At 61.2% G+C, this 13,398-nt stretch carries 12 protein-coding genes; 11 read left to right on the top strand and 1 reads right to left on the bottom strand.

Going from position 1 to position 13,398, the window contains the following annotated elements; genetic code table 11:
- From glcF to GHO25_RS24070, 7 genes are all read left to right on the top strand, one after another.
- Positions 1-857: glycolate oxidase subunit GlcF (gene glcF, locus GHO25_RS24100; protein ID WP_153392905.1), on the top strand; the 857-nt coding region annotated here is incomplete at its 5' end.
- A 24-nt stretch (positions 858-881) separates the two neighbouring features.
- Positions 882-1,283: a heme-binding protein gene (locus GHO25_RS24095; RefSeq protein ID WP_048386971.1), complete on the top strand. Its 402-nt coding sequence runs from the start codon at positions 882-884 to the stop codon at positions 1,281-1,283.
- A 23-nt stretch (positions 1,284-1,306) separates the two neighbouring features.
- On the top strand, positions 1,307-3,487 hold the full coding sequence (locus GHO25_RS24090; protein WP_178110210.1) for a malate synthase G: 2,181 nt from the start codon (positions 1,307-1,309) through the stop codon (positions 3,485-3,487).
- Positions 3,488-3,687: 200 nt separating this feature from the next.
- Complete coding sequence (locus GHO25_RS24085) at positions 3,688-4,080, top strand: VOC family protein (RefSeq protein ID WP_123751484.1); 393 nt, start codon at positions 3,688-3,690, stop codon at positions 4,078-4,080.
- 129 nt (positions 4,081-4,209) lie between these two features.
- Positions 4,210-4,767 (top strand): tat (twin-arginine translocation) pathway signal sequence, encoded by a 558-nt coding sequence (locus GHO25_RS24080; protein WP_153331789.1) that lies wholly within the window; start codon positions 4,210-4,212, stop codon positions 4,765-4,767.
- Between the two features lie 12 nt (positions 4,768-4,779).
- Positions 4,780-6,345 (top strand): GMC family oxidoreductase, encoded by a 1,566-nt coding sequence (locus GHO25_RS24075; RefSeq protein WP_153392902.1) that lies wholly within the window; start codon positions 4,780-4,782, stop codon positions 6,343-6,345.
- Positions 6,346-6,475: 130 nt separating this feature from the next.
- On the top strand, positions 6,476-7,264 hold the full coding sequence (locus GHO25_RS24070) for an ABC transporter ATP-binding protein (protein ID WP_048386960.1): 789 nt from the start codon (positions 6,476-6,478) through the stop codon (positions 7,262-7,264).
- Between the two features lie 3 nt (positions 7,265-7,267).
- Here GHO25_RS24070 and GHO25_RS24065 read toward each other — a convergent pair whose 3' ends face one another.
- Positions 7,268-8,053 carry an IclR family transcriptional regulator gene (locus GHO25_RS24065; protein WP_088500384.1) on the bottom strand — a complete coding sequence of 262 codons (786 nt, stop codon included), beginning with the start codon at positions 8,051-8,053 and terminating at the stop codon, positions 7,268-7,270.
- A gap of 257 nt (positions 8,054-8,310) precedes the next feature.
- On the opposite strand from GHO25_RS24065, the gene GHO25_RS24060 reads away from it, so the two are divergent.
- The 4 genes from GHO25_RS24060 to GHO25_RS24045 form a co-directional block, all read left to right on the top strand.
- Positions 8,311-10,401, top strand: coding sequence for a TonB-dependent receptor (locus GHO25_RS24060; protein WP_153392899.1), 2,091 nt, complete (start codon positions 8,311-8,313; stop codon positions 10,399-10,401).
- A gap of 66 nt (positions 10,402-10,467) precedes the next feature.
- Positions 10,468-11,787: an NtaA/DmoA family FMN-dependent monooxygenase gene (locus GHO25_RS24055; RefSeq protein ID WP_048386954.1), complete on the top strand. Its 1,320-nt coding sequence runs from the start codon at positions 10,468-10,470 to the stop codon at positions 11,785-11,787.
- Positions 11,780-12,676 carry a Fe2+-enterobactin ABC transporter substrate-binding protein gene (gene fepB, locus GHO25_RS24050; protein ID WP_153392896.1) on the top strand — a complete coding sequence of 299 codons (897 nt, stop codon included), beginning with the start codon at positions 11,780-11,782 and terminating at the stop codon, positions 12,674-12,676. Before GHO25_RS24055 ends, fepB begins: the two co-directional genes overlap by 8 nt.
- Before the next feature lie 96 nt (positions 12,677-12,772).
- A partial coding sequence (locus tag GHO25_RS24045) for an iron ABC transporter permease (protein WP_153392908.1) occupies positions 12,773-13,398 on the top strand: 626 nt, incomplete at its 3' end.

The raw sequence follows: 13,398 nt of genomic DNA, 5'->3' as shown, positions 1-13,398 counted from the left end.
CCGTGGTGCCCAAACCGGGCCTGTTTAAAGGGTTGCTGGGCAGCGGTCAGGTGTTTCGCGCCGTGTTGCCCGCGACCTTGCAAAGCAAGCTGCCACACAACGTCGAGCCTGCCAAAGCACGCCCGACCCGCCGTCATGCCCGTCAGGTATTGATGCTCGAAGGCTGCGTGCAACCCGGCTTGTCGCCTAACACCAACGCGGCCACCGCCCGCGTGCTGGACCGGCTGGGCATCAGCATCACGCCAGGCCGTGAGGCCGGTTGTTGTGGCGCCGTGGATTACCACCTCGACGCACAAGCCGCGGGCCTGAACCGGGCCCGGCGCAACATCGACGCCTGGTGGCCAAGCATTGAACAAGGCGCCGAAGCCATCGTGCAAACCGCCAGCGGCTGCGGGGCCTTTATCAAAGAATACGGGCACTTGCTGAGCAGCGATCCGGCGTATGCCGACAAGGCCAAAAAGGTCAGTGCCCTGGCCAAGGACCTGGTTGAGGTGTTGCGCAACGAGCCTCTGGAAACCCTTGCCATCAGCAGCAGCCAGCGGGTGGCCTTCCATTGCCCGTGCACCTTGCAGCACGCACAAAAGCTCGGCGGCGCGGTGGAATCCGTCCTCACCCGCTTGGGTTTCAACCTCACTGCGGTGCCAGACAGCCATTTGTGCTGCGGCTCGGCAGGCACTTATTCGCTGACCCAACCCGAATTGTCGCGGCAACTGCGCGATAACAAGTTGAACGCGCTGGAAAGCGGCAAACCCGAGGTCATCATCACCGCCAATATCGGCTGCCAGACCCACCTTAACGGTGCCGGACGCACCCCGGTGCGGCACTGGATCGAGCTGGTCGAAGCGGCATTGCCTTAACCCCCAACTCACTTGAGACCTGTCATGAAAAGCAAAGCCGTATTGAGCCAGACCGAAGTCCAGCAGATTCTCAAGGCTGCCCGCAGCGAGGCGCAGAACAACCAATGGGCCGTGAGCATCGCGATTGTCGATGACGGCGGCCACCCGCTGGCACTGGAGCGGCTCGATGAGTGCGCACCGATCAGCGCCTACATCGCCACCGAAAAAGCCCGCACCTCAGCCCTGGGCCGCCGCGAGTCCAAAGGCTACGAAGACATGGTCAATGGCGGCCGCCATGCGTTTTTGTCCGCGCCGTTGCTGACCTCCCTTGAAGGCGGCGTGCCGATCATCGTCGACGGCCAGGTCATCGGAGCCATTGGCGTGTCCGGGGTCACCTCCGTGCAAGACGCGCAAGTCGCCAAAGCTGGCGCGCACAGCCTCAAATAAACCGAACTGAAGGAGAGATAACAGTGAGCGATTTCATTAACTGCCACGGCCTCAAGGTTGCACCCGTGCTGCACCACTTCATTGAACATGACGTGCTGCCTGGCACCGGGCTGGATACGCAAGCATTCTGGAGCGGTTTCGCCGGGCTGGTGCACGAACTGGCACCGATCAACCGCGCCCTGTTGGCCGAGCGTGATCGCCTGCAAGGCGAGCTGGACACCTGGCACCGCGCGCATCCCGGCCCGATCACCGACATGGCGGCGTACCGCAACTTCCTCAGCGGCATTGGCTACCTGCAGGCGCAACCGGAGCAGGTCAAGGTCAACACGGCCAACGTCGACAGCGAAATCAGCACACAGGCCGGGCCACAGTTGGTGGTGCCTGCCGCCAATGCGCGCTACGCCCTGAATGCGGCCAATGCCCGCTGGGGTTCGCTGTACGACGCGCTCTATGGCACCGATGTGATCGCCAGCGACGGCGGCGCAGAAGCGGGTCGCGCCTACAACCCGCTGCGCGGGGCCAAAGTGATTGCGTTTGCCCGGGCGTTTCTGGATCAGGCGTTCCCGCTGCAAAAGGGCTCGCACGTGGATGCCACGCGCTACCAGATTGAAGGCAAAACCCTGCGGGTCAGCCTCAAAGATGGCAGCCAGAGCGGTTTGGCCAACGCTGCCCAATACCTTTGTTATCAGGGTGCGCCCGCCGAGCCGACGGCCATTGTGCTCAAGCACAATGACCTGCACGTTGAAATCCAGATCGACCGCCACAGCGTCATCGGCCAGTCGGACGCCGCAGGGGTCAAAGACCTGCTGATGGAGGCCGCACTCTCGACCATCATCGACTGTGAAGACTCGGTAGCGGCGGTAGACGCAGACGACAAGGTGCAGGTCTATCGCAACTGGCTGGGCCTGATGAAGGGCGACCTTAAAGAAGACCTGGTCAAAAACGGCAAAACCATCACCCGACGCCTCAACCCCGACCGCGAATACACCGGCACCGACGGCTCGCCGCTGACGCTGCCGGGGCGCTCGTTGCTGTTTATCCGCAACGTCGGGCACCTGATGACCAACCCGGCGATCCTCGACAATCAGGGCCTGGAAATTCCCGAAGGGATTCTCGACGGCGTCATCACCAGCCTGATCGCCGTGCATGACCTGCAACGCCGGGGCAACTCCCGCGCTGGCAGCGTGTACATCGTCAAACCGAAAATGCATGGCCCGGCCGAAGTAGCCTTCGCCGAGCAGTTGTTCAGCCGGATCGAAGACCTTCTGCAGCTCCAACGCCACACCCTGAAAATGGGCATCATGGACGAAGAGCGGCGCACCAGCGTCAACCTCAAGGCCTGCATTGGCGCCGCCGCGTCACGGGTGGCGTTCATCAACACCGGCTTTCTCGACCGCACCGGCGACGAAATCCACAGCGCCATGCAAGCCGGGGCGATGCTGCGCAAGGGCGACATGAAAGGCACGCCGTGGATTGCCGCTTACGAGCGCAACAACGTGCTGGTGGGGCTTGACTGCAACTTGCGCGGCCGCGCACAGATCGGCAAAGGCATGTGGGCCATGCCGGACCGGATGGCCGACATGCTGCAACAGAAAATCGCCCACCCCCAAGCCGGTGCCACCACCGCCTGGGTGCCTTCACCGACGGCGGCGACCCTGCATGCGCTGCATTACCACCAGGTGTCGGTACACGACGTGCAAACCACCCTCGAACAGACCCGCTACGCCGAGGTCAGCGAATCCCTGCTTGAAGGACTGCTCAGCGTGCCGGTGGTGAGCAAGGCCGAATGGTCAGCGGACGCCATCCGTGAAGAAGTCGAAAACAATGCTCAGGGTTTGCTGGGCTACGTGGTGCGCTGGGTTGAACAAGGCATTGGTTGCTCCAAAGTGCCCGACATTCACGACGTGGGCCTGATGGAAGACCGCGCGACGTTGCGTATTTCCAGCCAGCACATCGCCAACTGGCTGCTGCATGGCGTGATAAGCCGTGAGCAAACCCTCGAAATCTTGCAGCGCATGGCCCGAGTGGTTGACCAGCAAAACGCCGACGACCCGCAGTACACACCCATGGCGGCAAATTTTGATCAATCGGTCGCGTTTCAGGCGGCGTGCGCGTTGGTGTTTGAAGGGTGCGCGCAACCCAATGGCTACACCGAGCCGCTGCTGCACACGTTCCGGCTGGCGTATAAACAGTCGCAGGGGTAAACCTTGACGCAGCCTCGCGCTGCTCGGCAGCGACTACGCATCTGTGGCCGCTGCCGAGCAACGCGAGGCTGCGATCTTTAAATCGATCGTTCCATGCCAAAACGTAGTACCCCTCTATTACCTGCCCCGCTGCAATTGGTCTCATGATCCATTGGAATGTGCTTATAACAAGAACCAGAATTCCAAGGCAGGATGAGGCAATGGCAAAGTTTATTCATTCCATGATCCGCGTAGGCGATCTCGAAAAATCCATGCATTTCTATCAGCAGGCGTTTGGGCTTATCGAGTCGCATCGCCTGGAGTTTGACGACTTCTCACTGGTCTATCTGCGCGACATCGAGAGTGGCGCAGAAATAGAACTCACCTGGAACAAGGGCCAGACCGAGTACACCCACGGCACGGGCTACGGGCACGCCGCCTTCGTGGTCGATGATCTCGATCAGCAGTTCAAGCGCCTCAGCGACTTGCAGTGGTCGCCCGCCCCCATCAAAGAATTTAAAAGAGACGGCGAACTGCTCGCGCGGTTCTTTTTTATCCAGGACCCCGATGGCTACAAGATCGAGGTGCTGCAACGTGGAGGTCACTATCAATAGAAACACCTGATTGCTTTAAACCGGCGTCCGGCTGGAGGGGCTTACCGCTGTCACCCGCTCCCGCCAACCCGCGACCTGTGATTTGCCTGTGACACTGTTACTCCTATAAAAATAACAAGGAGACATTTCATGCAAGACCTAAAGGTCAATCGTCGTCGCTTCCTGCAAGGAAGTGGCGGGCTGCTGTTAGGCACCCTCGTGTTCAGTTCCGGCCCCATCGCGCTGCTGGCTCCCAGCCAGACCTGGGCCATGGAAATGAACACACTCCCCAGTGATGCAGCGTCGCAATTGTTGCTCGTGGTGCGGCGCATTTATCCCCATGACCGTATGGAAGACGCTGTCTACGCCTTTGCTGTGAAGGCGCTGGATGAGCGCGCATCGGCCGACCCTTCAATACTGCCGCAGCTGGAAAAAGGCCTCGCCGAGCTGGACACGCTGGCGGGCGGCAAGTGGGCGAGCCTGGATGAACACCAGCAAGTGGCCCTGCTTGAAAAAATCCAGAACAGCGACTTTTTCAAGCTGGTGCGCGGCACGTCGGTCAACTCGCTGTACAGCAATGAACTGGCCTACGAGCACTTCGGCTACGAAGGCGCCTCCTTCCCTAAAGGCGGCTACCTGATGCGCGGCTTCAATGACCTGAAGTGGCTACCCGCCGCGCCAGCCGATGCCAGTCCCAGTGCGTTTTGAGGAGCAGCGAACATGACGACTTACAGTTTTGACGACGATTCGGTAGTGATCATCATCGGCTCCGGCGCAGGCGGCGGCACGCTGGCCAACGAGTTGTGCCAAAAAGGCATCCCGGTGGTGTTGCTGGAGGCCGGTGCACGGCAATCCCCGGCAACCTTTATCAACGATGAATGGCCTTCGTTTGCGCAATTGTCCTGGGGCGACACCCGCACCACGTCGGGCTCCTGGCAGATCGCCAAAGACTTCCCCAACCTGCCCGCCTGGATCTGCAAAACCGTGGGCGGCACCACCACCCACTGGGCCGGTGCCAGTATTCGCCTGCAAGAACACGAATTTCGCGCGCGCCAGATGTACGGCGATGTCAAAGACGCCAACCTGCTGGACTGGCCCTTGACCCTGGCTGAACTGGAGCCCTATTACGAACGCGCCGAAAACAAAATGGGCGTCACCCGCACCCACGATATCCCCGGCTTACCGGGCAACAACAATTTCCAGGTGATGTACAACGGCGCCAAAAAGCTCGGCTACAAGGAGTGCTCAACCGGGCACATGGCAATCAACAGCCGTGGCCGTGACGGGCGAGCACAATGCATGCAGCTCGGATTCTGTTTCCAGGGCTGCAAGATGGGCGCGAAGTGGTCCACGCTGTATACCGAAATCCCCGCCGCCGAAGCCACCGGCAAGCTCGACTTGCGCACCCAGGCCCATGCCGTGCGCATCGAACATGACGCCAAGGGCCGCGCCAATGCCGTGGTCTATGCCGATGCCCAAGGCCAGTTGCACCGGCAAAAAGGCCGTATCGTGGCGATTGCCGGCAATGCGATTGAAACACCGAGACTGTTGCTCAACTCGTCCAGCGCGATGTTTCCCCACGGTCTGGGCAATGGCTCGGGGATGGTCGGCAAACACTACATGCGCCACACCACCGGCTCGGTATTCGCCGAGTTCAACGACCCGGTGCATTTCTATCGGGGCACGATCATGGCGGGGCTGATCAGTGACGAGTCGCGCTTCAACCCGGATCGCGGGTTTGTCGGCGGCTATGAAATGGAGACCATTTCTCTCGGCCCATCGTTTATGGCGGCGTTTTTTAATCCGGGCGCCTGGGGCCGGAATTTCACCCGTGTGATGGACAACTACACGCATCTGGCGGGCATGTGGCTGGTGGGTGAAGACATGCCCCGCGAGACCAACCGCATCACCTTGAGTGACACCAAGGACCACTTGGGCATCCCCGTGGCCAACGTGCACTACGACGATCACCCCAATGACCTGGCCATGCGCGAGCACGCCTTCAAACAAGGCAGCGCGGTGTACGAAGCGGTGGGCGCGCTGAAAACCCACCGCGTGCCGCCCTACCCTTCAACCCACAACTTGGGCACTTGCCGCATGAGCCTGAAAGAGGCCGACGGGGTGTGCAACAAACACGGCCAGAGCCACGAGGTGCCTAACCTGTTTATCTCGGACGGAAGCCAGTTCACCACCAGCGCGGCCGAAAACCCCACACTGACGATTGTCAGCCTGGCCATCCGGCAAGCGGATTACATTGCCGAGGCCCTTAAAACCAAGGCCGCGTAACGTTCACATCAAAAGATCGCGGGCCGCGCGATCTTTTGATCTTGATATCGCCCCGCACTTTCCGTATTGCGGAACAAATTCCGCATCTGTGATACTGGCCGCCCTTCTGACTGGCCAGGAACTCTTCTCCATGACCCATCGCTTGCGTGCCGATGCCGTAACGCTGCGTTACGAGCAACGGACGATTTCGACCGATCTTTCGGTCAGCATTATCGATGGCTCGTTCACCGTGATCGTCGGCCCCAACGCCTGTGGCAAGTCGACCTTGTTACGCGCCTTGTCCCGTTTGCTGACCCCGGCCAGCGGCCAGGTGTTGCTCGATCAGCAGGTCATCACGCAGTTGCCGGCCAAGGAAGTTGCCCGCACCCTCGGTTTGTTGCCGCAAACGGCGGTGGCACCCGATGGCATCACCGTGGCCGATCTGGTCGCCCGTGGGCGTTATCCGCATCAGTCTTTTTTGCGCCAATGGTCGCAGGCTGACGAGCAGGCCGTCAGCGCGGCAATGGCGGCAGCGCAGGTCACGGAACTGGCCGGCCGCTTGCTGGACGAACTGTCCGGCGGCCAGCGCCAGCGTGTGTGGATTGCCATGGTGCTGGCCCAGGAAACACCGATCCTGCTGCTGGATGAACCCACCACGTTTCTCGATATTGCCCACCAGATCGAGCTGCTCGAACTGCTTGCCCGCCTCAACCGCGAAGGCCGCACGATAGTCGCCGTGTTGCACGATCTGAATCAGGCCTGCCGTTACGCTTCACACATCATTGCGATGAAAGACGGTGCGATTGTCGACCAGGGCGCTCCCAGTGAAATATTCACCGAAGCGCTGGTCGAGCAGGTGTTCGGCCTGGCGTCGGTGATCATTCCTGACCCGGTCACCGGCACCCCGCTGGTGGTGCCCAAGGCCCGGGCCATCGACTAAGGTTTACTCGCCACCCTGCCAGGGCAAACCGCCGGTGGACTGATTGACCCGGTTGGCCGCATGGAACAGCGCACGGCGATCTTTGGGCGATTTCAACTGGCCCAGATCGGCCACGGTGGTCATCACGCAGACCAGCTCGCCCTGGGCGTCAAACACTGGAGCGGCCTGCCCGGTCACGTTCGACAGCAGGTGGCTGGTGAGCTCGGACCAGCAAGCACTGCGCACGTCTTCAAGCACCGCCTTGGTTGGCGGCGTGCCGCGAAAATGCGCGGGCTGTTGCTTGCGCGCTGCATCAATCGTGGTCTTCGGCAAAAAGGCTTGAAACACCAGCCCGCAGGCGGTGTTGTCCAGCGGCAAGATATCGCCCAGGGCCAAAGGGCTGATGGAGAAGTAGGCGCTGCGATACCAGCGCACCAGCGTCGGCCCGCGGTCGGTCCAGATCGCCACCCCGCCACTGGCGGCATGCTGGTAGGCCAGGGCTTTCATTTGCGCGGCGGCGATTTCTACCGCGTCCACACGTTTGAGGGCGCCAATGCCAATGCTCAGCGCCGCCGGGCCGAGGTCATACAGGCCGGTGGCCGGGTCCTGTTTGGCCAGGCCTTCCTTGACCAGGCTTTGCAGGTAGCGATGGGTCGTGGAACCGCCGGTACTGGTGCGCCGGGCGACTTCACCCAAGGCCAGTTCGCGCTCAGCGCTGGCCAGCACATTCAAAAACCGTGCAGCAATGGCCACCGACTGAATCGTGCCCGAACGCTTTTCGTTCGGGGTCTCGGGGGCCTCGTCGTCCACGCTGGCCTTCAACTTCTTCAAATAACCTCTCCTCGCCACTGTCTCGCAGCAGTCTCTCAATAGGCATCCATCGACGACGCGATGACGCAACGGCGATGCGCATGATACCGACTTTAGCGTCCCTTACTGCGGACAAAAAAAGCAGCGTAGTACACACCCACAAATACCGCATAGAGGAATGAATTCTTTATTGAGGAACGTAATGGCTACATGCTAGGATCGCCATTAACGAGGATCATTCTCATTTGGAGCATCTCTTGAAGGCCTATCCATCCCGCAAGCTGAGCCGTGGTTTCAGCGTTTTAACCTTGTCTACCCTGCTCGGCGCGTCCTGTGCGCTGGCAGAAGAGAGCGTGGTCAGCGAGAAGAAAACATCGCTGGTGTTCGAGCCGATTACCGTCACTGGCGAGAAACTTGAGCGTGAGTTAAAGAACACCGCCTCCTCGGTCACGGTCATCAGCGGTCGCGAAATCGACCAGCAAAAAACCGGTGACTCGACGGTTCACGAAGTGCTCCAGGGCGTACCCAACGTGATCTACACCGACACCGTGGGCGCTCCGGTCATTCGCGGGATGGACAGCCAAGGGCCGAACAACGGGCAGAACGTGTTCTGGGGCGGCACCGTACCCCGCGCGACGATCAACCTCGACGGCCATTACCTGAATTACAACGAGATGTTCTTTGGCGCGACGTCGGTCTGGGATCTGGACAGCATCGAAGTGTTCCGCGGGCCGCAAACCACCTCGCAAGGGGCCAACGCGATTGCCGGGGCGATCATCGTCAACACCAAAAACCCGACCTTCACCCCCGAGGCGCTGTACCAGGCCGAAATCGGCAACTACAACCACAAACGCACCTCGATTGCCCTCTCCGGCCCGCTGATGGGCGAAGACCTGGCGGGCCGTCTGGCGGTGGATTACTCGGCCCGCGACACGTTTATTGACTACACCAGCCCCAACTTCCAGAAGGGCAAGACCGATCAGGACTTCAGCGCGCTGAACGCCCGCGCCAAATTGCTCTGGCTGCCCAGTTCGATCACCGGGCTGGAAGCCAAGCTGACACTGGTCCATAACGACAGCAACCGCCCCAGCCAGGAAGCGGCCTCCGAGCCTTTCCACAAGCTCGACCACACCACCACGACCATGCCGTCGTGGGAGCAGACCACCAACACCGGGATCCTCGATGTCAGCTATGACTTCGACAACGGCCTCAAACTGTTCAACCAGGCGCAGTACTCGCACTCCAGCGTCAAACGCTACACCGGCATTCGCGGCCAGGGCGACGCCGACGTCAAGCAGAACAACCTGTCCAACGAAACGCGCCTGACCTTTGGTGACCAGCACAGCGAATTCAGCGGCGTCGGCGGCGTGTATGTGGCCCGCACCAAATCCGATGAATCCCTGCTGCTGTCGGGGCTGTCGAGCTTTGATGACACCAAGGAAAACTACGGCGTTTTCGGTGAGTTGAATTACCGCCTGAACGACCGCTGGACCCTCAGCAGCGGCCTGCGTTATCAGGAAGACCGCATTGACCGCCAGGGCACCTCGGTGCTCGCTCCCGGCCCGCTGGACTACCAGAAAACCTTCTCGGCGTTTCTGCCCAAAGTGTCGCTGGCCTTTGCCGCCACCCCGGACTGGACCGTCGGCGCGATGGTCAGCCGTGGCTACAACCCGGGCGGCATGTCGCTTAACCTGAGCACCCGCCAGTGGCAGGACTTCAAGGAAGAATCGGTGTGGAACTATGAACTGTTCACCCGCGCCAACCTGCTCGATGACCGGCTGATCCTCAGCGCCAACCTGTTCTATATGGACTTCAAGGACGCGCAGTACAACATCCCGGTGGTGATCTCGCCCGGCGTCGCCCAGTCGTACACCATCAATGCCGAAAAAGCCCATGGCTACGGGCTTGAGCTGGGTGCTGACTACCAAGTGCTGGACACCCTCAAACTGCGCGGCAGCGTCGGCACCTTGCGCACCCGCATCGACAAGATCTCCAGCAACGAGGCCTATCAGGCCAATGAATTTGCCCGCTCACCCGGTTACAGCCTGAGCTTTGGCCCGAGCTGGGACATCACCGATAAAGCCAACCTGTCGGTGCAAGTGCGGCATTTCGACGGCTACTACTCCGACACCGCCAACACCAAGAGCCTGAGCATCGACTCGTACACCCTGACCGATGCGCGCATGAGTTATCGCTTCAGTGAAGCGGTCGAGCTGTATGGCTACGTGAAGAACGTCTTCGACGACCGCTCCGCCATTTACATGCAGCAAAACCGTGGCATCGGCGGCCTTGAAGCGAGCATGACCACACCCCGGATGTTCGGCATCGGGGTCAAGGGCGCGTTCTGATCCCCCGCCTCCTGTAGGAGCGAGCTTGTCTCGCGATCTTTTTATTCAGGTCACAAAGGTTTGATCATGAGTCGCAAAAAACACCTGCACATCGGTCTGTCCCTGGCGCCCACCTGGTTGAGCGGCGACGGCTGGAGACGCGAAAACAGCAACATCGAAGGGATTTTCACCGCTGATTACGCCATTGACCTGGCCCGGCGCGCCGAAGCTGCACACCTGGACTTTGTGTTCCGCCCGGACGTCAGCAGCATGCCCACCGAAATGCTTGCCAGCGGCTCGGGCTTTGCCAGCCTCGATCCCACCGTGCTGCTGGCGGCCGTCGCCCGGGAAACCACGCATATCGGCCTGGTCTCCACCGTCTCGACCACCTTTTTTCCGCCGTACGTGGTTGCCCGCCAATTGCAATCGCTGAACTGGGTGAGCCGTGGCCGCGCGGGCTGGAACATCGTCACCGCCCTGCAAGGTCACGAAAATTTTGGCCTGGAACACATGCCCAGCGCCGAAGAGCGCTATGAGCGCGCCGCCGAATTCACCCAGGTAGTGCAGGCGCTGTGGGCCAGCTTCCCCAGTGAAGCCTTGCAGATAGACCGCGCCAGCGGCCGTTATGCGGACGTGGCCCAAGTCAATCCGATCAACCATGACGGCAAGCACCTCAAGGTCAAAGGCCCGCTCAATTTGCCCGCCTTCCCCGACACCCGCATCCCGCTGATTCAAGCCGGCGCGTCAGACTCCGGTCGCGATTTTGCGGCCTCGGTGGCCGACCTGGTGTTCGCCCCGACGCCCGACATAGAGGCCGCCCAAGACCTGCGCCGCGACCTGTCTGAACGCGCCCTGCGCCACGGTCGCAACCCGGCGGATATTCGTTTGTTGCCCGGCCTCAGCCTGTATCTGGCCGCCACCCGCGAAGAAGCCCGAGCCCTGTTTATGCAAACCCATGCCCGCCTAGACCGCACGCGCAAACTGGCCTCAATCAAAGACATGATCGGCCTCGACCTGAGCAACTGGGCAGCCGATCGCCTGGTGACCAGGGCAGACCTGCCTGAAGTACCGCCCAGTGCCGGGAGCCGTACCCACAACAGCCTGCTGCGACGCCTGATCGAACGCGAATCACTGACCATTGACCAACTGCTGCTACGCCCGGAAGTGATCTCGGCGGCGCACTGGCAAGTGGTGGGCACCGTCGATGATGCCGTGGAGCAGATCCTTGAATGGGCCGACTCGGGTGCCATCGACGGCTTTATCGCGGCGCCGGGAGGGGCTGTCGAGTCCGTACATTTATTTCTGCAACAGGTGATGCCGCGTCTGGTACAAGCCGGGCGTTTCCGCGAGCAATACAGCGGCTCGACCTTTGCCCATCACCTCAACGAGCCATGCACCGATGATTAAACTGCGCGCCCTGCCCTTGTTGTCGCTGGCGGCCTTGCTGCTGGCCAGTGTCGTCCACGCCGCCGACACACCCCGGCGCATCGTTTCGACCACTCCCAGCGTGACCGGCATCTTGCTGGCCATGAACGCGCACTTGATCGCCACTGCCGCGACCACCCCCAGCAGACTGTCTGACGCCAAGGGCTTTTTCACGCAATGGGCTGACGTGGCCGACCAGCGCGGGGTGCAGGTGCTGTACAGCAATTTGCTGTTCGACATCGAAGCGGTGATCGGCCAAGACCCGGACCTGCTGGTGCTGTCTGCCACCGGGGCCGACAGCGTGATTCAGCATCAGGGTGAGCTGCAAGCCCAGGGCATCAACACCACCGTGGTCAACTACTCGAACCAGAGCTGGCAGCAAATGGCGGTTGAGTTGGGCAAGGTGACGGGCCTGGAACAGCAGGCACAGGACGCGATCAAGCGCTTCGACGACTACACCGCGCAAGTTGCCGCGACCCTGACACCGCCAGCCGAACCGGTGAGCGTGGTCGGCTACAACATTGCCGGGAGTTACTCGGTCGGCCTGCCAAGCAGCCCGCAGGCGCGCCTGTTGTCGGCGCTGGGTTTCAAGGTCGCGAGTTTGCCCGAGGCGCTGGACGCGCAAGTGCGACGCAGCTCGGACGTGGGCTTTATTTCCCGTGAAAACCTGTCCAGGGCGATTGTCGGTGACAGCGTGTTTTTACTCGGCGGTAATGACGCCGACGTGCAAGCGTTTCTCGCGGATCCAGTGCTGGCCAACCTGCCTGCGGTGATCCATAAACGGGTCTACCCGCTGGGAGTCAGTTCGTTTCGCATCGACTATTACTCGGGGCGGCAAATGATCGACACCGTGGCACGGAGTTTTCACTGAGTGAGGCCATTGTCTTTGCAATACACCGCACGCGGTGATGCCCGCCAACGCAAGCGTTACCGGGGGCTGATCGGCGGCGTTGCGTTGCTGTTGTTGATGAGTGTGCTGAGCCTGACGCTGGGCTCACGCTCGATTGATCTGGCGCAGGTGCTGGACGCGCTCAGGCATTACGACCGGCATAACGACTTGCACCTGATCGTGCGCGAAATGCGCGTGCCGCGCACGTTGGTAGCAATCCTCGCGGGGCTGGCCCTGGGCGTGGCCGGGGCGATCATGCAAGCCGTGACGCGCAACCCGCTGGCTGAACCGGGCCTGCTGGGGATCAACGCCGGTGCCGCGCTGGCGGTGATCATCGGCGCGGTGGCGTTCCAGGTGGTCACGCCACTGGCCTATGTCTGGTTTGCCTTTATCGGCGCCGGGCTGGCCGGGATAGCGGTGTTCATCATCGGCCAGGCCCACTCCAGCGGGAACAACCCGGTACGGCTGGTACTGGCCGGGGCCGGGTTGTCGATCATGCTGACCTCGATCACCGGGATCTTCATCCTCAATGCCCCTACCGAGGTGTTCGATCAGTTCCGCCATTGGGCTTCCGGTTCACTTGAGCGCAGCGGGCTGGAGGCAGCCGCCGTCTTGGCCGTGGCGGTCAGCCTCGGCTGCGCGGTGGCCCTGCTGATTGTCAGCAACCTGAATATTTTGGCGTTGGGCAGGGACCTGGGCCTGGC

This window comes from Pseudomonas sp. FSL R10-1350 (genome assembly GCF_009600525.1).
In the GTDB taxonomy this organism is placed as follows: domain Bacteria; phylum Pseudomonadota; class Gammaproteobacteria; order Pseudomonadales; family Pseudomonadaceae; genus Aquipseudomonas; species Aquipseudomonas helleri.
The sequence above is the reverse complement of the archived record's forward strand: the minus strand, read 5'-3'. Positions and strand labels throughout refer to the sequence as shown.

Bases quoted from the DNA above. Each gene is read 5' to 3' on its own strand.
- GHO25_RS24095 (WP_048386971.1), top strand. From the start codon at position 882: ATGAAAAGCAAAGCCGTATTGAGCCAGACCGAAGTCCAGCAGATTCTC.
- GHO25_RS24085 (WP_123751484.1), top strand. From the start codon at position 3,688: ATGGCAAAGTTTATTCATTCCATGATCCGCGTAGGCGATCTCGAAAAA.
- GHO25_RS24080 (WP_153331789.1), top strand. From the start codon at position 4,210: ATGCAAGACCTAAAGGTCAATCGTCGTCGCTTCCTGCAAGGAAGTGGC.
- GHO25_RS24075 (WP_153392902.1), top strand. From the start codon at position 4,780: ATGACGACTTACAGTTTTGACGACGATTCGGTAGTGATCATCATCGGC.
- GHO25_RS24070 (WP_048386960.1), top strand. From the start codon at position 6,476: ATGACCCATCGCTTGCGTGCCGATGCCGTAACGCTGCGTTACGAGCAA.
- GHO25_RS24055 (WP_048386954.1), top strand. From the start codon at position 10,468: ATGAGTCGCAAAAAACACCTGCACATCGGTCTGTCCCTGGCGCCCACC.
- fepB (WP_153392896.1), top strand. From the start codon at position 11,780: ATGATTAAACTGCGCGCCCTGCCCTTGTTGTCGCTGGCGGCCTTGCTG.